Source organism: Allomuricauda sp. CAU 1633 (genome assembly GCF_017313225.1).
GTDB lineage: Bacteria > Bacteroidota > Bacteroidia > Flavobacteriales > Flavobacteriaceae > Flagellimonas.
In genome coordinates this window covers 858,497-881,266 of sequence record NZ_JAFLNE010000001.1, presented here as the reverse complement: position 1 = coordinate 881,266, position 22,770 = coordinate 858,497, and the positions used below count along the sequence as shown (strand labels likewise).

The window sequence follows — 22,770 nt, the reverse complement described above, 5'->3', positions numbered from 1 at the left end:
TTTAGCACTATTCTGCTAAACCACCGGATGCAATCTTGCTGGAGCAGAGGCTACCTATTGATTTTATCTTTCCTTTTTATCAATCCGTAAATGATATTAATCGGAAAAATCAGTTGTCCTAAAATAATGAGCAAAATAACAATGGTTATGACCATAGACAGATAATTGTTAAACTCATATTCCATAATCTCTGTTCGATAAAATTTAGTCAAAACCCACACAAGGAATGTTCCGCCAAAAGTTAATCCAATGTGAGTCCCATTCAGCCATTTTGATAGTTGTTTATCTGCTTTTTTCATAGCCCAATAGCCAATTCCAATTATTCCAAACAGTATTGAAACGAGTATTGCCAGATGCAAATGAGCAATTACATAATAGGTGTCGTGAACATTTATATCCAGTACTGCGTTTCCATTCAAAATTCCAACAAATAGAATTATTGGAATGGCGAATAAAAATATCAGATGTGGTTTTTCAATGAGTTTGTTCATTAAACTTATTACTAGTGTTCTCAACTATAATTTTGGCGTCACAAAACCACACGATACAATTTTACTGGAGTGGGGAGAATCACATTGGATTCTCAAGTCTTTTTCCAATATAGAAATCTCCGTGATGCACAAAAATCCTTTTGGTAAGAGAAGCCTTATTTTTCATTTCTTCTGTTAAAATCCCATCCTCTGGTCGACTGTCTATATTAACTCCCCCTTTACCTCCTGGTACGATGTATACATGATCCTCTGTATAATGAATCATTGCAATACTTAAGATATTGTTCTTGACATTTAGTTGAAAGCTAACAAGTCCATGTTCATTCAAAATTTCAATCCCCGACTCATCATAATTCACTGAAAATCCATGATTCCTGTTCAAAGACCATTTATTTTCAATTATTTCAATTGTAATTTCATTATTAATATTTTTTATGGTAGAACTAACGAATAAATTTGTGCCTTCTATTCTGAGTACTAAGGGTATTCTCAACTGAAATATGGGCAATATAACTGTGTAACCTTTTACTAATTCAACCCTTGAAACTTGAAATAAATTTCCTCCAATAACAAAAGAATAAGATTTGGCATGTTTAACTTTTAGTTTAAGTTCCCCTTTTTCCTTATTCTCTTCACGAATTAAATTTAAAATATTATTGTTAACACGATTTAGATTTTGAATTGAAGAAGATACAGATGAGAGTTGATCTATCGTTACTTTCAGTCCGTGTGAAATACTTAAAACTTCGTCTGAAATAGTTTGGTTTTGTTTTAATGTAACCGACGACTCTCCCGCAATGCCAGCAATATCTTTAGATATTTCAAGGATATTGCCCGAAATCGTTTCGATCTCTTTTGATTGCATAGAAAGTTTTTTTGTTTGGGCAAAGAAGTTTTCTTCCAAAGCATTGATTCTCTTAGTGTTTGATCTTCTATTGCTCAAATTGATAAGATAAGTGCCAATAAAAGTGCCAATCACCAATATCAGTATACCCAGTACAAGTGTAATATCAATTTCTTTTATAAGTTCCATTTGCTTTTTCATATAAATTCTAAAAAGCACCATGTTTTAGAGTTGTAAAAACTAGCCTTTTACCCTGATAAACATATCACATGAATTTCAACAATTTTATAAGGTAACTAATATTTATTCAATTTTTGATTCTTTATTCTCTTTACTTTCTACCAATTTATTAGAAAATCGTTTAAAATTCTCAATGTAAAGAACACAATTCTAATTCCAAGTTCTCTTTAGATTAAATAGGAGTAATCCTAAAATTCAGGGAAATTGATAAGAGAAGTCATTCTAAAAAAGTTTCGGATTTGTAAAAATGATACAATTCTATTCATCAAAACCTTCAGCAAAAAATTCAGTGATGCTTAAAGCAAAATAGGTGGCAATTCTTTTGATGGTGCTGAATTTTGGGTCCCATTTGCCGGTTTCAATCCGTCCAAAATGAATTCCTGTGTCATTATAGGCGTCTTCTTGGGTAAGATTTCGAGCTTCTCTCAACCCCTTAATTCGGTTGGCTAAGTCTTTTAAAAAATCAACATTTTGGTCGTCTTTTTCCTCCATACGACAGCAATGTCAAAAATTCATATGTCGAAATTAATGACGTAAACGTCATTTTGTGTATTTTTGAGATATCCCATTCTTAAAATAATCTACTATGCCACCACGTCCTATTTCTTCCACGCTTATCCACTTTTTACGTCAAAATTCGCCAGATGCCCTGCATATCACCTTTGCCGCCCTAGAAATTTGCAACCATCAAAACGGGCAATTGCTGCACAAAGTGCAACGGCCCCAGAGCCGTATCATCCTCCAAAAAATGCCACAAAAGGGTATGGCGGAGCTTACGGTCTTGGATAATTTGGTCTTTAGCTTCTCGTTTCAATTCCAGACACTCAAAGCCCAAAAATTCCATGATGTGGAAATGCTGTCCCTCCCCCGCCCCTTGGATCAAGGCCGGTTGTATATGGATGAAGAAAAACTACAGCTCTCTTTTCGGATAGATGCCCCGGATCCCACCCTACGGGTGGAGGTAACGCATGTATACCAAGGCATCCTAAAATTGGAACACCCTTGCACACGCCTTTGTCGGCCAACGTTATGATATTATACCCATACGCTGCTGAGTCCTATTTCTTTTCAAAAAGTAAATGGAAATAATTTTTAAGCTCCTTTAGCTGTCCAGAGATGAGCGCTGGGTCATTCAAGGCTTTGGAAACCACGTAAGAGCCTTCAAAAATAACCGTAAAAAGGTTAGATAAAGCAGCGATGTCCACTTCTACCTTGGTGTTGTATTCCTTGAGTACGTTCTCCAATAATTGTTCAAATGTCTTTCGCCATGTCAACAGCGTTTCCGAAATAAACTCCAAAATTTCGGGTTCAAATTGACTTGGTTCATACGTATAAGAGGCGTACAAACAACTGGGTGGGTCTTCTAGATCAGACATCAGGTCAACAAACTCCTGTATAAACTGGAGTAATCTATCCAAAGGGTCACTATGCAGTTCTCCTGTTTTTTGTAACGCCTCCTGCATATGCCCAATATCATCTCTCGCAAACTCTTCTATTAAGGCCTGTGCCAGAGCATTCTTGGTCTTAAAATGATAGAAGAACGCTCCTTTGGTAATACCGGTCCTTGCCAATATCTGGTCTATGCTTGTCCCTGAAAATCCATTTTCAAATACCAGGGTTTTGGATTCTGCTAAAATTTTAGCTCTTGTGGGTTTTCCATCTCTTGCCATACACTAAAGATAAAAAATTTTACAAACTAGTTGGTATGTTTAAATTTTTTTTATATTTGTACCGTCTAGTCTGTATATATATTTAGACATTGTTTAAATCATTAAAATTTTCATCATGAAAAAAACAGTTCAACAAATCACACTTTTTACCACAATGCTTTGTGGCTTTCTGCTGAGTACGCCAACGTATGGCGCAAAAGGAGACGAGGATCCAAGAATCCGGATTGAAGGACAACAGCTTAAAATCTGGCTGTTGAATACACTGGAGTCAAAATTTATTGTTAAGGTCTACAACACTTCCAATGAATTGATTCATTTTAATCGTTTAGGAACTGAAGTTACCTTAGGTAAGATTTTGGACTTTGAAAACTCCAGAAGAGGGTACTATCGCATTGTAGTGTCATCAAAAGAGGGAATACTCTTTGACAACAGACTCATGTTGGGTACAAAATAGCCAAAATGAGGTATTAAAAAACCCGACACTTTTGTCGGGTTTTCTGTTTATCTTACAAAGACCAGTAGAGAATCCTGGTCTGTGGTTGCTCCTATGTAATAAGGGAAATTACCTTTTGTTGGAATCAAGCACTTAGCCCCATCTCCCTTTTGCTGCTTTTAAACTCACTTGGGCTAATGCCATATTTTTCCTTGAATATCTTGGAAAAATAACTTCTGCTGGTAAACCCAATGGAATAGACCACCTCTGAAATGTTCATTTCGGTGGTGTTGATCAAATCCCGTGCGACTTCCAATCGGGCATTTCGGATGTACTCCGTTACGGTTTTGTTGTAGAGCAATTTAAATCCTTCTTGAAGTTTGGCCTGTGTAAGTCCGGTTTCAGCAGCTATCTCTTCCAGAGAGAAATCTTTGGCAATGTTATTTTCAATTTGTTTGGCACAATCCCGAATGGTGTTCAGCTCCCTGTTCAGCAGGGATGTTTTAGGACCATTGTTAAGCACTTCATTGTTGTGCTGTAGAATGTGCATGGAAAGAATTTGATACACCAATCCCTCTAACTGTAGAATGCGGATCATTCCGTCTGCGGTAACATTTTTTATGGATGAAACAAGATCGGCCATTTTTAAATTGTACGACCCATAATAAGAGAATACGTTTTTATGGTCGGTATCCAAAAATACTTTATACAGCTGTTCATTGAGCGCCTCTCCTTTGTTGAGTCGATTGCTCATAAACTGATTTCTATGTACCCGTATTACATTGATGTGCAGTGGAATTCCAGCCGGCAGATACCCATGGTTGAAGCCATTGGCCCTGCTAGAAATGATTACCGATTGGTACTGTTTCAAGATTTTAAGGTCAGACATTTCTTGGTATCCAAACTTATGCCCACAATAGCCTTCCAAACAATACACAAAACTTATGGGATTATAGTGGGTACTATCCGTAATCAGGGTAACCTCATCAAAAAAAGTAATATCGTATTCCAAGAGGCAGGCGCCCCAGTCAAAATTCAAGGCTCGTATTTCGCCTTTGGCGTTTTCATTGTCCACAGCAAGAATCTGTTGTCCCCATTTTTCCATGACCTCCCCTCCAATAATATTCTTGATCTGTTCAAAAGTTTCAGCTGTATTCTTGGCGTTTATTTGTATTGTTATCATGGGTTGTATAATTTTAAGGTTGAACAAGAAACTTGCTTTGTTTAAATATTTACGATAAAAAGTGGACAAAAAGATGCCCTTTCACAAAACTTTCACATATCATTCCCATTACGATTAATATCTAATGAGTTAAGTTTTGTGATTAAAAATGGGTTCTTTCGCAGTGTTGTTGAAGTTGAATATGAAGACTAGAGGATTATGATTTACAAACTTTCCAATGTAGCAGAACGGACAGAGATTGAGGAGGAGTTTGGCTTACATTTTAAATACCCACATTTATATACCCCCAGTGCAATTATTGATGGTTTTAAAGAAACCAATATCAGCGTGGTGACCACTGAGGACAAACACAAAATTTCTTTTGCGATATGGGGCCTGATGCCCCAAGATTTTAAAGAGGATTGGCACATTTTTCAAAATAATGCCAATACCCTCAACGTGCAGCTCCAAGATCTGGAAAGAGTGAAATGGATGAAAGAATCCTTTACAAAGCGAAGGTGCTTGATCATTGTTTCCGGTTTCTATACCCATCTGCTCAAAAATGGAAAAATGCACACCTACTACGTAAGCTTGGAAAACGAAAAACCTTTTTATTTGGCCGGGGTGTACAATGTGTTGGAGGACGGATTTCAATGTTGTGCCTTGGTCATGGCCAAGACCAATGCTTTTGTGTCCAGTTACCATGACATTAGTGATCTAGCTCCCATCATAATTCCTAAAGCTCACGCAGATTTATGGTTGGCAAATGAGTTTGATATCGACAACCTAAAGGATATCATCAACAATCCTCCAGAAGTCAAATTAAAAGCCCATCTCATGGCGGATGAGTTTTTCAAGGACACCATACCCGCGATTCCATTTTATACCCTGATTTTTTAGAAAAATAAACCTTTACTGGTGACAACACCCCATTTTAGCTGCCTTATTGTTATTGGGTTAACATAAAACTGGATAGGAGCAAGCTTTTGCCCAAGATTCCCTCAAATTTGTAATGTACTGATTAAGAGTTAGTCAGACAGCAACCAAAAAACAATAGATATGTTACGTTGGACAGTCACCTTTATAATTTTGGCCATCATAGCCGGAATATTCGGTTTTGGAGGAATTGCCGCTGGTGCGGCGAGTATTGCCAAAATCCTATTCTTCATTTTCATTGTGTTATTCATTATATCACTGATAACCGGAAGAAAAAGATTGTAAGAAGAATTTTTTATTAACTAAAAACAGAGAACCATGAAAAAGTCGATAAGTTTATTTTTGCTACTAATTGCTTTTGCCGTTGGCGCAAGCGTAACCAGTTGCAGGGAAACCAAGGAAAGTAAGGCTGAAGAAGCCATAGAGGATGTTAAGGACGGCGTTGAGGAAGCCGGAGATGAGATTGAAGACGCCGCTGATGATGTTGGAGATGAGATTGAAGATATGACGGATGACCATTAATATCCTTGTGTAAAGAACCAAATCTAAACTCTGGGCAATTGAATGTCCAGAGTTTTTTATGTGCAAAACGCTGCATTTTAAATTTTGAGTAGTAGCTTAGAATTCAATTAATTATTGAGCCCCCTATTTTGAAGACCTTATTTATTATTGTTCACATTGTTCTTGGGCTTTGGTCCATTGGCTCGATCATTTATCATGGTAGGCGGCCTTCCCGATCCATAGGTTGGGTGTTTGCCATTGTGGTCCTTCCCATTCTTGGTGCCGTACTCTACTATCTTTTTGGCGTAAACCGGCGTAAGTTCAAGTTTTTCAATACAAAGGAATTTGAACAGCGGAAACGGTTTTCCTACGGAAGTGCCCCAACTTCAGATAAATTCAAGGTCAATTTTGATTCAGACATCCGAAAAAAGCGATTGAACCAACTCATCAATGCCAATTCCAACACCGTGGCCACTGGTGGGAATGCCATTACGGTGCTTCAAGATGGTGGCGAAACCTTCAATACGCTGTTCAAAGCCATGGATGCCGCTGAGAAATTCATCCATGTGCAATATTATATTTTGGAAAGGGGGAGCCTTTTAGATAAAATGTTGGAGCTCTTCCAAAAGAAAATCTCCGAGGGTGTGGAAATCCGAATCATTTATGATTCCTTTGGAAGTTACAGTCTACGGGGGAGACCCAAAAAGCGATTTCAGGAAATTGGAGTGAAAATTCACCCCATAATGCCCATCCGGCTAAAAAACCTGCTGTTTTACCTCAACTTTAGAAACCACAGAAAGATTGCGGTCATAGACAACAAGGTTGCCTTTACCGGCGGGGTAAACATTTCGGACAAATACATCAGCCACAAAGGTGATCTGGGGAAATGGAAGGACACTCATTTAAAATTGGAAGGCCCCATCGTAAACGACCTGCACCAAGTTTTTCTCAAAGATTACTTTTTTGCCAGTAAAAAAGAGGAGTTCAAGATTGAGGACTACCTCTTTGAGCAGTCAAAATGTGGTACAGTGGATGCCCAGGTGGTGGCCGGAGGCCCGGATTCCAACCTCCCTACCATTATGCAGCAATATTTGGGGATGGTCAATCAGGCACAAAAGTCGATATGCATTGCTAACCCGTATTTTCTTCCCGGGGAAGCTTTTTTTCAGACGCTGAAGGTCATTGCCCTTGAAGGTGTTGAAATCCGTTTGTTGGTACCGAAAAAATCAGATTCCAAAGCGGCCATGTTTGCCATGTTCTCCCAGTTTGAGGAACTTTTGAGCGTGGGTATAAAAATCTATCTGCGCGACGATTTCTCCCATGCCAAACTACTGCTTGTTGATGATGATCTAGTCTCCATAGGTTCCGGTAATTTCGATATCCGAAGTTTTGAGTTGAATTATGAGGCCAATATCCTGATCTATGACCAGAACATCAACCAAGAAATAACGGCAGAATTCAACGCTCTTTGCGAAAAGGCTGAACAGTTATCCTTTGATGAATTCAGAAATCGCCCTCGTTGGAAAAAATTTATGGAGGGGCTTTCCAAGTTTTTTAAGCCGCTTTTGTAGGTTTTTTCTAACTTTATGTGTTAACCTTTGTCTGATTTGAGGCAATCCAAGATTTGGACACCTTTAATTTTGCAACTAAACAACAGAATTATGAGAACTATTTTAAGTATTCTTTTTTTATTGACAGCGGTGACCTTAAGTGCGCAGAGCATTTCCAAAAATGCACTGGGTATACGTATTGGAGACAATGATGGTTTTGGAGGTGAGATTTCCTACCAACGCTATTTGCATGAGAACAACCGATTGGAATTTGATCTGGGTTGGAGAGATTCCAACAACGTAGATGCCTTCAAATTGGTTGGTCTGTACCAATGGGTAATGCCCATTGATGGCGGATTTAACTGGTACGTTGGTGCTGGTGGAGGTATTGGCTCCTTTGATGCAGGTGAAAATGACGGTACTTTCCTTCTTGTTGCCGGTGATCTGGGGATAGAATATGATTTTGAAATACCCCTGCTCATTTCACTGGACCTAAGACCAGAGCTAGGGTTTAACGATGATTATTCTGATGACCTAGACCTGGATATTGCCTTAGGAATCCGATATCAATTTTAAAACAATAAATCACATGTAAGGGCAAATTCACGTTTGCCCTTTTTTATTGCCCTTATCTGAAAAACTGCCGCCCTATCATAAATTTTCCCTATTTTTAAAATCAGCAGCGCAATTAACCACCATATCCAAACTCATCAACATGAAAAAATATGGTGCCCTTTTTATAATTTTCTTTGTCTCCCTCCAATTTCTCCATGCCCAAAATTTCCTTTCGGGAAAAATACTGGATGCCGATACGGGAGCGCCTGTCGACTATGTAAACATTGGTATTGTTGATCAGGCCAAAGGCACCGTATCATCAGATGATGGGACCTTTGTGCTTCAGTTGGAAGATGGCGACATTAATGACACAAATACCGTCCAATTTTCCAGAATAGGGTATGAAACCCTTCAATTTAATGCCAGTGAACTATACAAGCTGCTTCAGGAAAACCCGCAAATTCTCATGAAAGAAGCTTTTTTTGAGCTGGAGGGGGTTACTCTCAATTTAAAAAGCGCCGCAAAGAACAGGGTTGGGTACGTAAGCAACAACAAAGAAAAATTTGCATTCTGGAACGACAGTCTTGCTTTGGGCGGGGAGCACGCCTCAAAAATCCGTATCAAGAACAGTCCCCTAAAACTGGAGGACATGTCCTTCAATGTTATCGCCAGTATTTCAGACAGTATTTTGGTACGGGTAAACATTTATGAAGTGGGCAAAGCAGGATTGCCCGGCAAGAATATATCCAACCACAACATCCTTCACACCATTAAAGGAAAACAAGGAAGGGTAACCATAGACCTTTCTCCATACAACATTGTGGTAAAAGATCACTTTATTGCCAGTCTGGAGCTTCTTAAAATTTACGGTGGAAAAGTGGGCATTCTTATTTCTTCTTTTGATGATGGTGCGCGATCCTTCACCAGAGTGATCAGTCAGGACAGATGGAAAAGGATTAGCAAGGGTACCACCATTGCGTTCAGCTTGAACACTTCACAGTTAGAGGAAAACCAATACAATGAGGTGGTGGGCTCCCAGAATACACTGCGCGAAAAACCCGAAAAGATTACCCTTCTTTGGGATACTTCATATTCCATGAAAGGAAAAAACAGCGCCAAGGAACTGAGGTTTCTGGACAACTATTTTAACCATCTTAAAAATGTTGATGTAGCACTGAAAACCTTTGGGTATGACCTTGGAGAAGTTGAACAGTTTGCCATTGAAAATGGAAATTGGGAGTCTCTTAAAAAACGCTTGCTCGAAATTATATATGATGGTGCAAACCGGCCTGAGGTTTTGCATGAATTACAACCCGACCAATACACTTTGTTGTTCACAGACGGAAAAGGCTTTCCGGAAACCCTTGATGAAGATTGGAAACATACTGTCTTTACCATTAATAGCCAGTCAGAGGCCAATCATGAATTATTGAAATTGATTGCCGAGGGCTCTGGGGCCAATTACATTAATCTAGACAAAATTGATGACCAACAACTGGCATTGGACTACACCAAAAAGCACATCATAGACAATCTGGAATATGCCCCAGTAGAATCAAACAGTAATGCATTAAGGGAAATAAAAGGTACCGTAACCGATTTTGACGACCCTCTCCCCAATGTTACGGTCAAAGTAAGGGAAACTAGCAAAACTACTAAGACAAATACGGACGGAAACTTTTCCATAATGGCCCATAATGGGGCTATTATAGAATTTACCTACCCTGGAAGAGAGAATGCAGAATCTGTGGTGAACTCCAATACCGACTTCCTTAACATCACCATGCCCATGGGCGTAAAAGTGTTGGATGAGGTAATCTTAGAAGAATACCTTAAGGCCGAAGCCATAAAAGGTGCTGACCCTCAAAAAACCGACATAACAACTAATTTTGGGACCATTGATGTAGAACGAACCGGGTTTGCCATAAAGCAGCTTCAGAATGACAAAGTAAAAAATATACATCGATATGTTTCAGATGTAATAAAAGGGAAGTTTCCTGGTGTTCGTGTTTTTGGTGATGATGCCAGCGCTAGAATCGCTATACGGGGAGGTGAAATAATCAAATCTTATGCAGCTTGGGATATCGATGGACTACTATATCCTCCTGAAAACCCTCCACTTCACATTAATGTACTGAACGTTAAAAGCATCACTATTATGCCAGGCAGTTGGGCCGCTGCTCGATATGGCAGGATTGCAAGGGGCGGAATTATAATCGTAAAAACAATCAATCAGTCTTTTGAGCAAGAAACCACAAACGGAGGTTCCCATTGGGATGCGTTACGGTCCAATGACATTTATAAAAATGATGCTGTTCTCTTCGAAAATTCCCAAGGCAGCCAACCCAAATACATTCAATGGATATCTGGAGCGAAATCTATGGATGAAGCTTACGATGTATATATAGAGCAACGAAAATTATATGGACATCTTCCCCATTTTTATATCGATGTACATTCGCTGTTCCTTCAAGAATGGGAAACCGAAGAAGTTGCAGGGAAAATTCTTTCCAATTTAGAAGAGGTTTTCTCCAAAGATGTTATTGCCCTGCGGTCATTGGCCTACCAACTTGAAGAAAAAGGTTTATTTAGCGAAGCTCATGCCATCTATACACAAATACACACATTACAACCTGCTCAGGCCCAAAGTCAACGTGATTTGGCCCATAGCTATGCAAACCTTGGTGAAATCCAAAAAGCTTGGTCGCTTTACAGAGAATATTTGATGGGAATCAAAGAGCTAAAACAAGAAGGGATTGATAAAATTATCAAGGAAGAAGCTCTTACACTCATACGAAAACATCATGCCGAACTCAACTTGGATGTGTCTAGATTTTCCTTGGAAAATGAGCCCAGTGATATTGAACTTCTGGTGGAATGGAACAATCCCAATACCGAGTTTGAACTTCAATTTGTAGGCCCAACTGGCCATTATTATACATGGCAACATACCAAAGAGGCCAACCCGAGTTTGATTTCCGATGAAATCTTCAAGGGATATTCCTCAACTAGTTTTCAAATTGATGATTTAGCCCAAGGAAGATGGCTGCTGAACGTAAAATATTTGGGCAACCAAACCAACACCCCTGCATTCTTGAAAACAACCATAAAAAATAATTTGACTGGAACCGAAACCATAAAAGTCCTACGGTTGCAACAAAAGGATGTGAATTTTCAATTTTTAAACCTAAGCTCGGACAAGATTTCCAATTTTAAATGACTTGTGCTATTTTCATAAAAAATGGGATAACCATGAAAATTATGCCGCTTATTTTTCTGATTGCACATTTGGTCAGTGCACAAGATACTATTGTTTACGAAGCCCCGGTATGGTCCCCTAGCGGCAATCATGTCTGTTATATTTCAAATCTATCTGGAGCCACTGAGATTTACCTTCAGGATATTGAGCATGGAACCCTATCAAAACTAACCGATGATGGTAGAAAAAAATGGACTCCATCTTGGTCCCCCGATGGCTCTAAAATTGCCTTTGTATCAGAAAAAGATGAAAACAAAGAGCTATTTTTCTTTGACATTGCCACCCAAGCCACAAAAAGAATCACCAATACCCCCAGCGATGAGAGCATGCCCTCTTGGAATCCCAATTCCGAGAGCATTCTCTACATAAACGCTCCAAAAGATGCACCAAACCAAATCATGGAGACAACACTGGACGGAAAAACAAAAATACTGCTCCAAAATCCTGATACAACTTATATATATCCGAGTTTGTCACCAGATAAAAAACACCTGCTCTACTGTTACAAACCTGTAAGCGGTGAAGAACAATTCCACATTGCCATCCTAAATCTTAAGAGTGGGGAGGAAACAGCACTGGAATCACTGGGTTATGTAAGCTATAATCCTAGTTGGGCCTGTGATGGTGCCAAAATTGTTTTTGTCAATCAAGAAGTTCGCGAAATTGCATCTGCCCGTATTTTTATGATGGCTTTGGATGGTTCGTCAAAAGAAAAAATCATGACTTGTGAAGGGGGTTGTTTTCAGCCAAAAATGGACCCTGCCTGTACCAAAGTTCTATTTCGTGACGGTTGGAAAGTCAACCACAAAGGAATTTTTGTGTATGATATCACGATCAAGAAAATAACAAAACGGATTGCCAAGAGCCAATCCTAAAAGCACAATAGTGTGGACCAACAACCTCAAATAGACGTAATTTCTTTGTTGGGAATAGGATTTACTGCGGTAGGACTCTTTTTACCCATATTCTTTCTTCTTAACAAACAAAAAAACGACGGTTATTTTTGGCTCTATGCCATTCTTGCCTTTATTGCTTTGGAACTTGGCTTTAAAACTTTTGTGCACAGTCGTCTTTTTTTTGAGTTCCCTGTCTTGTTTACCCCTGGACGCTTTTTTAACCTTATGCTCTATCCCTTGTTCTTTATCTTTATTTGGACGGTGACCAGGAAAAAGCCTCCCAAGAAATTATGGGTTTGGATGCTATTGGGGCCCTTTGCTGTTTACCTTTTAATTCGTTTGGGACATCTTCTTTTTACGCCTCTTGCCTATAAAAAAATAGCATTGACAAATTTTTACAAGGATGCACGTCCTGGTCCTTTTGACTATTGGAGCAATTTTGGAACAGTAGTTAAAACCTTGATGGTTCCCTTGCTATTTTTGGTGCCTTTGGGGTATCTGTTCTTTACGTTTATGGGAAAATCGAAAAACAAACCCGATAGGCTGTTGGCAGGGCTGTTGACCGTTAGTATTTTATTGTATTTCTTGTTCACGATTACCTCAAACCACATCTATCAGCTATTGTTCTCAACCACTAAAATATCCATGATTGAATGGCCTGTGGATATGGTCTTTTTGACAATTATGCTTCTACTTTTTGTCCTTGTGGCATTGCTGGTAAATTCTGGAAGCACCTTGTTTCCTCCCATAAAATATGCGAAAAGTGTTTTGAATGACAACGCGTATCAAGAAATCTTGGAAAGTGCCAAAAAATTGATGCAGTCTGAACAGCTTTATTTGCAAAAATCCATGAGCATGAAAACCATTGCCGAGAGATTGGGCACAAATTCAAAGTATATTTCCCAAGCCATCAACCACAAGATGGGAAAATCATTTACCCAATGGGTCAATGACTATCGGGTTGAAGAGGCCAAACAACGGTTATTGGATCCTAAAAATGAAAAATTGACCTTGGAAGCCATTGGGAATACTTCTGGCTTTCATACCAAATCATCTTTTTTCAGTGCTTTTAAAAAAAGTACCGGTCTAACACCATCCCAATTTGTGAATGCCTACAAAAAGTAGGTCCAAATTCAGGAATTAAGTCCAAGATTGCTTCAAAAACTGGCCGAAAAAAATCTATCCGACCCATATTTGGTCAAAACAAACCATTATGAGGTCTTCTGATATTTTATGTGTTGCCTTACTTCTATGTTATTATCAAATAGCACATACACAAATTTCCCCAAAAGAAAATAGCCATGGTGTTACTGAGTATTTTTCAACACTCCCCCTCCGGGAATCCCCTTATCCAGATTTTAAGGGGGTGGTTCAAATTACAGAAGCCGAAGCCCAAAAAAGAAACCACTACGAATTTCAGTACGACTCACTGTTTCGACCTAAAGTTGTGTCTTTTAAATTGGGAAAACATTTGATAGAACCCAATCATACGGCCAACTACTTTTTTACCACCCCCCAACAACGGTTTGTTTATGATGGCCCTAAAGAGGTTCGCACTTTTTTTGACCGGTTCGGAAACCAGATTACCCAACGGAATGCCTTTAAGGAAATCTATATTAAGGACAATATGGGACGATACACCCAACTCTATTTTGAGGATAAAGATGGAAATCGTATTGAAAACAGTTGGGGAATTTATGAATATCGCTGGACAGTGAACAAAGATGGTTCCGTGGACGAAATTCGTGTTGACCGTGATGGAAATCAAGTTTCATTACGCCCCGGTTTTGAATTTTATGCGATTCGATTGTTCTATTACCAAAACGGATTATTGGCCCTTATGCAAAATATTGATGAAAAAGGCAATCTTGTGGAAAACAGAAGCGGTGTGGCCCAAGACAAAATTCATTTTGATAGGGAGGGAAAATGGTATGGATGGACCGTTCTTGACGCTCAACACCAAGTAAAAAAAGGTAATGGGCCCAATGTGGCGAAAGGAATAAATACAACAGACCGTTATGGGTACGAGCGATCCATTAGATATGAGGACGTTGACGGCTCCCCCCTAATAAATTCACATGGATTTTGGGGCAGCAAACGCTACTACGACAAGCATGGAAACTACGATTACACCCAATTTTTGGATAAAGACGGTAACCCCGGAACCAATGAACATTCTGGTTACAGTATGGCTAAATATTCGTGGGACAAAAGTGGAAAAAACAGAACCAGAATAGACCTTTTGGGATTAAAAAATGAGCCCGTGCTCCACAAAACCCGAGGATATGCCTCCATAAAACAAGAATACAATGAAGATGGCACCCTGGCTAAAACTTCATTCTTGGGCTTAAACGGTGAATTGGTCAACCGAACGGATAATCATGCAGCTTATATGCTGTACTTTTATGATGAGGATAAAAAGTTGATAGCAACCAAATTCTACCAAAAGGATGGCAAGGAACTGTAGTGATTTGTATCTTTCCCTTTCTAATTGGCACATAACAAAGCGGTGAATCCCAACAATCTCATTTGGGTTTTTTGTTATGATTTTTGACCACCTTCTTAATCTTTTCATAAATATGAAAAATGAATCGTTCCATAGGCATAAAGTATGGAACTAACTCTTATATTTAGCCAATTCAGATTAATTTTAAAATAAAAATGACACAAGATCTATTGTCCAAAGCCGAAGAGTTCGAGAGCAGGTCGCTAAGCCATATGTCAACCAGTGATAGGGTTGAGGCATCGAGAGAAGCCAAAAAGCTTATCCTATCCATCAATGAAATTTATAAAAAGACCAAAGATTCCAAGTTAATGGAGACCATGAAGAGTCTCACCGAAAAAAAACGAAAGATAGAAAAGCGACTCAAAGGAAATCCATTGGTTTAAAAACTACCTTTTTGCTATCCAATTCCTACTCCCTGCCACTTTTCTTGACCTCAATTTCTTAATTGAATGATGAACAGACAGAATTATTTTCTGTCTATTTTCATCATACCTTCCTACACCCTATTTTTTGTTTCTTTTGAATGGTTTTTCCATTTACGAAGCAATTCCTACCAATTATATCCCAATTCCTGCAACAAATATAATTGTGTATTGTTCGCCCATTGTTTTAAGTAATTTCGGTGTGTAGATGTAATCTCAACTAAAAACAAACACTTGCGAAAATGAACACTGTAGAAACAAAGTTGGGCTACCTTTTTTGGTACTTTGTAACTGCCCTCTCCGTTTACTCCCTTATCAACAGCTTGTACTTGTATATCTTTTAAGCTATATAAACACTACCATCATCAATCAGAATACTTCAGTAGTTAAATAAGTCTCTTAAAGGCGCCCCGTTAAGGCGTCTTTTTTATTTTTTGAGAATCCGCGTCTTAGTTCATAAAAGCATGCCAAAATGGTTTTTACCAAACCGATTCCATATGTTTTATGGATTCAAGATGAATTTCTGATTCTTTACTTGCATTTTCAAGAATCAGGGTGGTATAAGGCTCCGTTGGAAATAGTTGTTCGGTCATCACATTTACGCCCCCATCCATGAAAATTTCAATGGAAGACCAGTCCAGCAGGATTTTTACCTGATACGTACCATCATTCAACATCCCAATGGGCGCAAAATGTTTCTTATTTCCAAACTCAGGGTTAAAATCGATCTTTCCAGATTTTGTACGGTCCACCATAAGCGTATAGCTTTGCGAATCCATGGCAAGTATCAAGGTTTCACCTAAATCATTTTCAAAAGTCAAACTAAAGTCCCTGGAAGATGTCTCAAATTGAATCTGGGATTGATTCAAGCCATCAACGGACAAGGTCTCTGAGGTCCCAGGGGCAATCTGTACATCTTCGGCCAAAACCTGTGATGCCAGTTTATCCAATTGCCCCACAGGATAGCTGGTTAGTACCAAGTCATCTCCAATTTTTTTTAGGGTAAGCTCGCGCGGTACCGTCATGGCACTTCTCCATTTTTTGGTAGGTGTTTTATCTGCATAGGGCCAGTTGCTCATCCACCCTATAAAAATTCGCTTTCCGTCTGGGGTATTATTGTAGGTGACCCCAGCATAATTATCCGCACCTTGATCAATCCATAGAGGTTCTTGTTGATCGGAAATGAATTTTTCCCAATCAAAATCACCAATAAAATATTGAGTACCACATCCTCCATTGGGAGCTCCTGGGTTTATACTGATAATCAACACCCACTTTTCTTCATCCGAACCTGCAACCTGAATCGGAAAAAGGTCGGGGCACTCCCAAACCCCTCCATGAGCACCTTGTGCTTTTCCAAAATCGCTCAAGTACTCCCATTCTTTTAAATTTTTGGAAGCATAGAACTTGGCATGGTCCCCTGCCACCAGGGTTAAAATCCATTTTTGGGATTCCTCATGCCAAAATACCTTGGGATCCCTAAAATCCCTGATACCATCATTACCGATTACCGGGTTGCCTTCATACTTGGTCCAAGATTCTCCATTGTCCAAACTAAAGGCGATTCCCTGCGTTTGAAAATCATCTCGACCCGCTTTTTCACCCTCCATTAAATGATAGGTGAAAATGGCCACCAAAGGAGCTACTCCTTCTTTACCAAAACCAGAGGTATTATTTTTGTCCACAACGGCACTTCCCGAGAAAATCAGTCCATGTTCATCTGGGTAGAGTGCAATGGGTTTGTGCTCCCAATGCACCAAATCGGAACTTATGGCGTGCCCCCAATGCATGGGTCCCCAAACAATATCCTCCGGATAGTATTGGTAAAAGAGATGGTATATCCCATCATTGTAGACCAATCCATTGGGGTCGTTCATCCACTTTTCTGGAGGGGAAAAATGAAATTGGGGGCGATACTGTTCCGTATACCTCTTGACCTCCTGTATTTCATTTGGTTTTTCCTTGTTCTGTTCCCTACACCCCATCAACATTATTCCTAAAACAAAAAGAGTGACTTTTATTTTCATATCATTTTTGTGGTTTATCGCATAAGATAATCAATTTAACAAATCAAAAATTATTGATTTATCTTTGGAATATATCCCTATTCCATGCGATTACTGTTGTTGCTGTTTCTCTTTTTGACATTGGGCGTGGCTTCATGTGCACAGCAGTCCATTCCTGAGGTTTTAAAACAGCTCAATGATGGTACGGTGGACTATATTTCTGTGGAAAATCTACATGAAATGGAAGCTCCCCTCCTTTTGGATACAAGGGAAAAAGAAGAATTTGAGGTAAGCCATCTAAAAAGCTCCATTTGGGTGGGCTATACTGAATTTGATCTGAACAAGGTCCTTCAAGAATTGTCAAATAAGGAAAAGCCTATTGTAGTGTACTGTTCCATTGGGGTTCGTTCCGAGGATATTGGGGAACAACTAAAAAATGCCGGATATACCAATGTCCTAAATCTGTATGGAGGAATCTTTGAATGGAAAAATAAGGGCTATCCCGTTTATGATGAAAATGAGCACAAAACCGAGAAGGTACATCCTTATAGTAGGTATTGGGGTCGTTTTTTAACCAATGCTGAAAAAGTGTATGGTAAACAATGACAAAGCGCCCATAAATAAATACAGATTAAAAGCTTATAAATACAATTTTTTCATAAAATATATGTTAAGTCTTTGCAATGTTGTTGCTTTTTCCTACAATAATTATTAAGACTTGGATTTTGACTGAATTGCAGATAAATAATTGATTTCTACCCCAAGAATTGGTATTTGGTATGTCGTTGATATCTTCAAAAAGAGAGTTAATACTTCCTGTTGTGGTATTTGTCGTTTTCATGACCACGGTGTCCATTCTATGGAACAATTCCTTAAAAACACAGAAATCATCGTTCATCCATGAAATTGAGACCACCGGAAATCTTCGGTCCCAGGAATTCTTTTCCTCGGTAAAATACAACATGAAATCCCTGGAAAACCTAAAACAACGTATTGAAATGACCAATGGGTCCTATTTTCAATACTGGGAAGAGGATGCCCAACTTATTTTAGAACAAAATCCTTCCTTTAAATTTGTGGAATGGGTAGATAGCTTAATGATCATCCAAATGGTAACCCCAGTGGAGGGCAACGAAGCAGCAATTGGCCTGGATCTGTCCAAACATCCAAGAAGCACGGAATGGAGAAAACACATGAGTAATTCCTCCACCAATATTTCTTCATGGACAAAGCTAACCCAAGGTGGAAGTGCTTTTTTGGTGGATGTGCCCGTCTTTTTTGGGGGAAGTTTCCAAGGATCAATAACCGCTGGGATGGATTTTACCAACCCCTTTAATGAACTGGCATCCAGCTTAGACAACTACGCCATTGAAATACAGGATGAGAACGGCACAATTTTTTACTCCAAGAACAACCCAACAACAAATGATATTGCAGATGAATATGTGTTCACCACATCTTTGGAGATAGATTCCCTGGACAAAAGGCAATGGACATTTGCGCTAATGCCCACCGACACAAATTTCATGGTGGCAAGGCAAAAAGACACTTATATTTTATTGATTTTTGGCACATTGGTGGCATTGCTTACCAGTTCACTCATTTATTTTTATCAGTCCTCACGGAAAAAGAACATACGCTTGAGCTATGCCAATGACAAACTCAAAGACCTCAACAAATCTTTGAAAAACGAAAGGTTGAAAGCCGAAAAATCCTCTTTGGCCAAAACAGAGTTCATCTCCAATATGAGTCATGAGATACGGACCCCTTTAAATGCCATTATCGGTTTTATTGAAGTTTTAAAACTTTCCAAACTGCATGATTCCTTGCAAGAATACCTCTCATTAATGGACATTTCCTCAAAAAAATTGCTCTTGCTGGTGAACGATATTCTAGAAATTGACAAAATAGAATCTGGAAAGGTCAACTTTAGGGAAGACATTTTTTCTCCATTGGAAGAACTAAAGAATATCATCAGTATTTATAGGCCCAATGCCGAGGAAAAAGGACTCCAAATTTTACTCGATTCATCCCAGGAAAACGACCACAACGTAAAAGGTGATGTTGGAAAATATGGACAGGTCATCACCAATATCGTTAGGAACTCCCTCAAATTCACGGAAAATGGAGAAATACAGGTTTTCTACCGGGAAAAAGTGAAAGAAGAATCCCTCGCCATAGAAATTATGGTTAAGGATTCAGGAATAGGGATTCCAAAAAACAAACTGAAAACCATTTTTGACCGATTCACCCAGATAGATGCCGGAAAGGCCAAAAGACACGAAGGTAGTGGACTCGGTCTCTACATTACCCGTAGATTGGTTGAGCTTTTGGGAGGAAAAATCACTGTGGACAGTGAAGTAAATATTGGTACAGAATTTTGTCTAAATCTGGAATTCCCCGTTGCTGAAGTAAAACAAGATTCCAGTTTGCCAAGCCCTGAGCAAATTGATCTCAGTGGGTGCAAGGTTTTAATCGTGGATGACAACCGGGTGAATGTCATTGTACTTCAAATGAGCTTGGAAAAATTGGGAATACAGGCCCAATCGGTATCCAATGGAATACAGGCTGTGGAAGCTGTGACCCAAAACGAGTACGACCTTGTTTTTATGGATATTCACATGCCCAATATGGATGGGTTCCAAGCGACCAAGGAAATCAGGAAAATAAACCAAGAAATAGCCATCATTGGGCTCTCAGCAGACGTGACCAAAGAGGCCATTGATGAGGCCAAGGGAGTGGGTATGAACGACTACCTCACCAAACCCATTTCGTTTGACAAGCTTCGCAATATTTTGCCCGTTTATCTTATTAAAGTATCCTAAGCCCACAAATTGGTTCAAAAATAAAAAGTGGCTTTACCAAGTCATAGATCCATTATGGTATCTTTGAATACATGGATAAAAACCTACTTTTAATCCTTACCCGAAACCCCGAACTGGGTAAGTGCAAAACCCGATTGGCAAAAAAAGTCGGTGATGGTGCAGCTTTGGACATTTACAAATTCTTACTGGACCATACCGTTTCCTTCACCAAAGACCTTAATGTGGAAAAATGGGTGTACTACTCAGAGGAAATTTGGGAAAATGATATTTGGGACCAAAACAACTATCAAAAAAAATTGCAGGTTGGAGCCCATTTGGGGGAACGGATGTTGAATGCCTTTCAAGAGGGGTTCAACGCTGGTTTTGAAAAAATCGTTATTATTGGCAGCGATATGTACCACCTCTCCCAGGCTGATATGGAAGAGGCTTTTTTACGACTCAACGAACATGATTATGTGGTGGGGCCGGCTGAAGATGGCGGATATTATCTGTTGGGCATGAAATCCCTTAATAAGGAAGTTTTCCACAACAAATCGTGGGGTACTGATGCCGTTTTATCCGATACCTTGAAGGATTTGGAGTCTGGAAGTATTTTTATGCTCCCCGTGAAGAACGATGTGGATTATTACGAAGACATTAAAAACATTGAGGCTTTTCAGCCTTTTTTAAAACATATAAAAAATGACTCAAGCACAACTTGATGAATCTGTTGACCACTTAAAAAAGAGAGGATTTAATGCTCCCGAAATTGGCATTGTCCTCGGCACCGGGTTAGGTCAATTGGTGGACAACATTGAAGACCCGATTGAAGCACACTACAACCATATTCCCTATTTTCCTTTGGCCACAGTGGAGTTTCATACCGGAAAACTCATCTATGGGACCATTGCAGGCAAAAAGGCCGTGGTGATGCAAGGTCGTTTTCATCTGTATGAAGGGTACGACTTCTTGGACATCACCTATCCCATTCGGGTCATGCACCAATTGGGTATAAAAAAACTGTTTGTGTCCAATGCCGCTGGTGCCATTAACCTCAACTTTAAAAAAGGGGACATTATGCTCATTGAGGATCACATTAATCTTCAAGGAGGCTCTCCTTTGGCTTTTAAGGGCGTGTCAGAGTTTGGAGACCGGTTTGTGGACATGAGCGAACCGTATGACCTCGATATGCGAAAAAAAATTGTGGACATAGCTCAAAAAGAAAGCATTTCGCTTCAAAAAGGGGTGTATGCCTCTGTAGTGGGGCCGCAGTTGGAGACCAAGGCCGAATATCGGATGCTGAAAACCCTTGGTGCTGATGCTGTTGGAATGAGTACTGTTCCCGAAGTAATTGTTGCCAATCATTTACGACTACCCATTGTGGCCGTATCCGTTTTAACCGATGAATGCGACCCCGATAATCTTAAACCCATCAATATTGAAGAAATTTTGGGCATCGCTAGCAAGGCCGAACCCAAAATGATTCAATTGTTCAAAGAATTAATCAAACAAATATGAGCTATCTAAATGCCACCCAAGACCTCTATAAAGAGGCGGCCCTGACCCCAGATGTTGGACTTTGTTGTACCACAAACCCCGTTTGGCAATTCCCAGGGTTATCCATCCCAAAGATCATGCAAGAAATGAATTATGGTTGCGGGAGCACGGTCTCCGCACAGGATTTAGTAAACAACCCTAAAATACTTTATGTGGGAGTGGGCGGCGGAATGGAATTGTTGCAGTTTTCTTATTTCTCCAGACAACAAGGTGGTGTCACCGGGGTGGATTCTGTGGATGAAATGTTGGAAGCTTCCCGAAAAAACTTTAAAGTGGCCGAAGAAGAGAATGATTGGTTCAAAAGCGAGTATGTGAATTTAGTAAAGGGCGATGCGCTTAACCTTCCCGTTGCCAATGAAAGTATTGATGTAGCTGCCCAAAACTGCCTCTTCAATATCTTTAAGATGGAAGATCTGAAAAAAGCAGTCTCAGAGATGTATCGTGTATTAAAGCCCCATGGACGTTTGGTAATGAGCGACCCTATTTGTGAACAGCCCATGAACGATGCACTTCGTAATGATGACCGACTAAGGGCACTATGCCTCAGTGGTAGCATCCCTCTAAAAGACTATGTAAAAGTTCTGACCGATGCCGGGTTTGGCACCATTGAGATTCGAGGAAGAAGATCGTATCGCGTTTTGTCGCCCAACCATTACCCAACGGACGAACTCATTTATATTGAATCTATTGAAATTGCCGCAATAAAAGACCCCATGCCCGAGGATGGCCCTTGTATGTTCACTGGAAAAACAGCCATCTATTACGGTGATGAGGAGTATTTTGATGATGGCAAGGGTCATGTCATGTACCAAAACCAGCCCTTGGCCGTTTGCGACAAAACAGCGGCTGCTTTAGCAAAAGCCTCGGACCAAATCCATATTAGCGAAAGCACGTGGCATTACAATGGCGGTGGTTGCTGCTAGGTTTCCTGAAATTCA

The 22,770-nt window shown here is 39.6% G+C and carries 23 protein-coding genes; 17 read left to right on the top strand and 6 right to left on the bottom strand.

Going from position 1 to position 22,770, the window contains the following annotated elements:
* Positions 1 to 50: 50 nt before the first annotated feature.
* The 3 genes from J0X14_RS03930 to J0X14_RS03920 form a co-directional block, all read right to left on the bottom strand.
* Positions 51 to 491 (bottom strand): cbb3-type cytochrome c oxidase subunit I, encoded by a 441-nt coding sequence (locus tag J0X14_RS03930; RefSeq protein ID WP_207096444.1) that lies wholly within the window; start codon positions 489 to 491, stop codon positions 51 to 53.
* A 79-nt stretch (positions 492 to 570) separates the two neighbouring features.
* On the bottom strand, positions 571 to 1,536 hold the full coding sequence (locus tag J0X14_RS03925; RefSeq protein ID WP_207096443.1) for a hypothetical protein: 966 nt from the start codon (positions 1,534 to 1,536) through the stop codon (positions 571 to 573).
* A gap of 297 nt (positions 1,537 to 1,833) precedes the next feature.
* Complete coding sequence (locus tag J0X14_RS03920) at positions 1,834 to 2,067, bottom strand: helix-turn-helix domain-containing protein (protein WP_207096442.1); 234 nt, start codon at positions 2,065 to 2,067, stop codon at positions 1,834 to 1,836.
* A gap of 94 nt (positions 2,068 to 2,161) precedes the next feature.
* Here J0X14_RS03920 and J0X14_RS03915 point away from each other — a divergent pair, with 94 nt between their 5' ends.
* Complete coding sequence (locus J0X14_RS03915; protein WP_207096441.1) at positions 2,162 to 2,608, top strand: hypothetical protein; 447 nt, start codon at positions 2,162 to 2,164, stop codon at positions 2,606 to 2,608.
* Between the two features lie 25 nt (positions 2,609 to 2,633).
* Here J0X14_RS03915 and J0X14_RS03910 read toward each other — a convergent pair whose 3' ends face one another.
* A complete protein-coding gene (locus J0X14_RS03910) occupies positions 2,634 to 3,245 on the bottom strand; it encodes a TetR/AcrR family transcriptional regulator (protein WP_207096440.1) in 612 nt (203 codons plus the stop codon).
* Between the two features lie 115 nt (positions 3,246 to 3,360).
* Between J0X14_RS03910 and J0X14_RS03905 the strand changes: the two genes are divergently transcribed.
* Positions 3,361 to 3,699: a hypothetical protein gene (locus tag J0X14_RS03905; RefSeq protein ID WP_207096439.1), complete on the top strand. Its 339-nt coding sequence runs from the start codon at positions 3,361 to 3,363 to the stop codon at positions 3,697 to 3,699.
* Positions 3,700 to 3,823: 124 nt separating this feature from the next.
* On the opposite strand, the gene J0X14_RS03900 is transcribed toward J0X14_RS03905, so the two are convergent.
* Complete coding sequence (locus J0X14_RS03900) at positions 3,824 to 4,861, bottom strand: helix-turn-helix domain-containing protein (protein WP_207096438.1); 1,038 nt, start codon at positions 4,859 to 4,861, stop codon at positions 3,824 to 3,826.
* A 198-nt stretch (positions 4,862 to 5,059) separates the two neighbouring features.
* On the opposite strand from J0X14_RS03900, the gene J0X14_RS03895 reads away from it, so the two are divergent.
* From J0X14_RS03895 to J0X14_RS03850, 10 genes are all read left to right on the top strand, one after another.
* Positions 5,060 to 5,740: an SOS response-associated peptidase gene (locus J0X14_RS03895; RefSeq protein WP_207096437.1), complete on the top strand. Its 681-nt coding sequence runs from the start codon at positions 5,060 to 5,062 to the stop codon at positions 5,738 to 5,740.
* 159 nt (positions 5,741 to 5,899) lie between these two features.
* On the top strand, positions 5,900 to 6,061 hold the full coding sequence (locus tag J0X14_RS03890; RefSeq protein WP_067034370.1) for a DUF1328 family protein: 162 nt from the start codon (positions 5,900 to 5,902) through the stop codon (positions 6,059 to 6,061).
* 33 nt (positions 6,062 to 6,094) lie between these two features.
* Positions 6,095 to 6,298 carry a hypothetical protein gene (locus J0X14_RS03885; protein WP_207096436.1) on the top strand — a complete coding sequence of 68 codons (204 nt, stop codon included), beginning with the start codon at positions 6,095 to 6,097 and terminating at the stop codon, positions 6,296 to 6,298.
* Between the two features lie 128 nt (positions 6,299 to 6,426).
* Positions 6,427 to 7,848: a cardiolipin synthase gene (gene cls, locus J0X14_RS03880; protein ID WP_207096435.1), complete on the top strand. Its 1,422-nt coding sequence runs from the start codon at positions 6,427 to 6,429 to the stop codon at positions 7,846 to 7,848.
* Positions 7,849 to 7,938: 90 nt separating this feature from the next.
* The gene (locus J0X14_RS03875; RefSeq protein ID WP_207096434.1) at positions 7,939 to 8,403 is read left to right on the top strand and encodes a hypothetical protein; all 465 of its coding nucleotides are present in this window, start codon (positions 7,939 to 7,941) and stop codon (positions 8,401 to 8,403) included.
* A gap of 139 nt (positions 8,404 to 8,542) precedes the next feature.
* Complete coding sequence (locus J0X14_RS03870; RefSeq protein WP_207096433.1) at positions 8,543 to 11,602, top strand: carboxypeptidase-like regulatory domain-containing protein; 3,060 nt, start codon at positions 8,543 to 8,545, stop codon at positions 11,600 to 11,602.
* Positions 11,603 to 11,634: 32 nt separating this feature from the next.
* Positions 11,635 to 12,516, top strand: a complete 882-nt coding sequence (locus J0X14_RS03865; RefSeq protein WP_207096432.1) for a DPP IV N-terminal domain-containing protein — start codon at positions 11,635 to 11,637, stop codon at positions 12,514 to 12,516.
* A 12-nt stretch (positions 12,517 to 12,528) separates the two neighbouring features.
* Positions 12,529 to 13,662, top strand: coding sequence for a helix-turn-helix domain-containing protein (locus tag J0X14_RS19185; protein WP_207096431.1), 1,134 nt, complete (start codon positions 12,529 to 12,531; stop codon positions 13,660 to 13,662).
* An 88-nt stretch (positions 13,663 to 13,750) separates the two neighbouring features.
* Positions 13,751 to 15,004 (top strand): hypothetical protein, encoded by a 1,254-nt coding sequence (locus tag J0X14_RS03855; RefSeq protein ID WP_207096430.1) that lies wholly within the window; start codon positions 13,751 to 13,753, stop codon positions 15,002 to 15,004.
* 194 nt (positions 15,005 to 15,198) lie between these two features.
* Positions 15,199 to 15,426, top strand: coding sequence for a hypothetical protein (locus J0X14_RS03850; protein ID WP_207096429.1), 228 nt, complete (start codon positions 15,199 to 15,201; stop codon positions 15,424 to 15,426).
* Positions 15,427 to 15,944: 518 nt separating this feature from the next.
* Here the strand turns inward: J0X14_RS03850 and J0X14_RS03845 are convergent.
* Complete coding sequence (locus J0X14_RS03845) at positions 15,945 to 17,492, bottom strand: glycoside hydrolase family 32 protein (protein WP_207096428.1); 1,548 nt, start codon at positions 17,490 to 17,492, stop codon at positions 15,945 to 15,947.
* An 84-nt stretch (positions 17,493 to 17,576) separates the two neighbouring features.
* Between J0X14_RS03845 and J0X14_RS03840 the strand changes: the two genes are divergently transcribed.
* From J0X14_RS03840 to arsM, 5 genes are all read left to right on the top strand, one after another.
* The gene (locus J0X14_RS03840; RefSeq protein WP_207096427.1) at positions 17,577 to 18,077 is read left to right on the top strand and encodes a rhodanese-like domain-containing protein; all 501 of its coding nucleotides are present in this window, start codon (positions 17,577 to 17,579) and stop codon (positions 18,075 to 18,077) included.
* Positions 18,078 to 18,250: 173 nt separating this feature from the next.
* Entirely contained in the window at positions 18,251 to 20,296 is a 2,046-nt protein-coding gene (locus tag J0X14_RS03835; protein ID WP_207096426.1) for a response regulator, read from the top strand.
* 71 nt (positions 20,297 to 20,367) lie between these two features.
* The gene (locus tag J0X14_RS03830; protein ID WP_207096425.1) at positions 20,368 to 20,997 is read left to right on the top strand and encodes a TIGR04282 family arsenosugar biosynthesis glycosyltransferase; all 630 of its coding nucleotides are present in this window, start codon (positions 20,368 to 20,370) and stop codon (positions 20,995 to 20,997) included.
* On the top strand, positions 20,978 to 21,793 hold the full coding sequence (locus tag J0X14_RS03825; protein ID WP_207096424.1) for a purine-nucleoside phosphorylase: 816 nt from the start codon (positions 20,978 to 20,980) through the stop codon (positions 21,791 to 21,793). Before J0X14_RS03830 ends, J0X14_RS03825 begins: the two co-directional genes overlap by 20 nt.
* On the top strand, positions 21,790 to 22,755 hold the full coding sequence (gene arsM / locus J0X14_RS03820) for an arsenosugar biosynthesis arsenite methyltransferase ArsM (protein ID WP_207096423.1): 966 nt from the start codon (positions 21,790 to 21,792) through the stop codon (positions 22,753 to 22,755). The genes J0X14_RS03825 and arsM overlap by 4 nt, the downstream gene beginning before the upstream one ends.
* Positions 22,756 to 22,770: the final 15 nt, after the last annotated feature.

Coding starts and splice junctions, on each gene's coding strand:
- J0X14_RS03885 (WP_207096436.1), top strand. CDS start 6,095: ATGAAAAAGTCGATAAGTTTATTTTTGCTACTAATTGCTTTTGCCGTT.
- J0X14_RS03830 (WP_207096425.1), top strand. CDS start 20,368: ATGGATAAAAACCTACTTTTAATCCTTACCCGAAACCCCGAACTGGGT.
- J0X14_RS03900 (WP_207096438.1), bottom strand. CDS start 4,861: ATGATAACAATACAAATAAACGCCAAGAATACAGCTGAAACTTTTGAA.
- J0X14_RS03855 (WP_207096430.1), top strand. CDS start 13,751: ATGAGGTCTTCTGATATTTTATGTGTTGCCTTACTTCTATGTTATTAT.
- J0X14_RS03930 (WP_207096444.1), bottom strand. CDS start 491: ATGAACAAACTCATTGAAAAACCACATCTGATATTTTTATTCGCCATT.
- arsM (WP_207096423.1), top strand. CDS start 21,790: ATGAGCTATCTAAATGCCACCCAAGACCTCTATAAAGAGGCGGCCCTG.
- J0X14_RS03905 (WP_207096439.1), top strand. CDS start 3,361: ATGAAAAAAACAGTTCAACAAATCACACTTTTTACCACAATGCTTTGT.
- J0X14_RS03915 (WP_207096441.1), top strand. CDS start 2,162: ATGCCACCACGTCCTATTTCTTCCACGCTTATCCACTTTTTACGTCAA.
- J0X14_RS03890 (WP_067034370.1), top strand. CDS start 5,900: ATGTTACGTTGGACAGTCACCTTTATAATTTTGGCCATCATAGCCGGA.
- J0X14_RS03910 (WP_207096440.1), bottom strand. CDS start 3,245: ATGGCAAGAGATGGAAAACCCACAAGAGCTAAAATTTTAGCAGAATCC.
- J0X14_RS03845 (WP_207096428.1), bottom strand. CDS start 17,492: ATGAAAATAAAAGTCACTCTTTTTGTTTTAGGAATAATGTTGATGGGG.
- J0X14_RS03835 (WP_207096426.1), top strand. CDS start 18,251: ATGTCGTTGATATCTTCAAAAAGAGAGTTAATACTTCCTGTTGTGGTA.
- J0X14_RS03870 (WP_207096433.1), top strand. CDS start 8,543: ATGAAAAAATATGGTGCCCTTTTTATAATTTTCTTTGTCTCCCTCCAA.
- J0X14_RS03825 (WP_207096424.1), top strand. CDS start 20,978: ATGACTCAAGCACAACTTGATGAATCTGTTGACCACTTAAAAAAGAGA.
- J0X14_RS03850 (WP_207096429.1), top strand. CDS start 15,199: ATGACACAAGATCTATTGTCCAAAGCCGAAGAGTTCGAGAGCAGGTCG.
- J0X14_RS03865 (WP_207096432.1), top strand. CDS start 11,635: ATGAAAATTATGCCGCTTATTTTTCTGATTGCACATTTGGTCAGTGCA.
- J0X14_RS03895 (WP_207096437.1), top strand. CDS start 5,060: ATGATTTACAAACTTTCCAATGTAGCAGAACGGACAGAGATTGAGGAG.
- J0X14_RS03920 (WP_207096442.1), bottom strand. CDS start 2,067: ATGGAGGAAAAAGACGACCAAAATGTTGATTTTTTAAAAGACTTAGCC.
- J0X14_RS03925 (WP_207096443.1), bottom strand. CDS start 1,536: ATGAAAAAGCAAATGGAACTTATAAAAGAAATTGATATTACACTTGTA.
- J0X14_RS03875 (WP_207096434.1), top strand. CDS start 7,939: ATGAGAACTATTTTAAGTATTCTTTTTTTATTGACAGCGGTGACCTTA.
- J0X14_RS03840 (WP_207096427.1), top strand. CDS start 17,577: ATGCGATTACTGTTGTTGCTGTTTCTCTTTTTGACATTGGGCGTGGCT.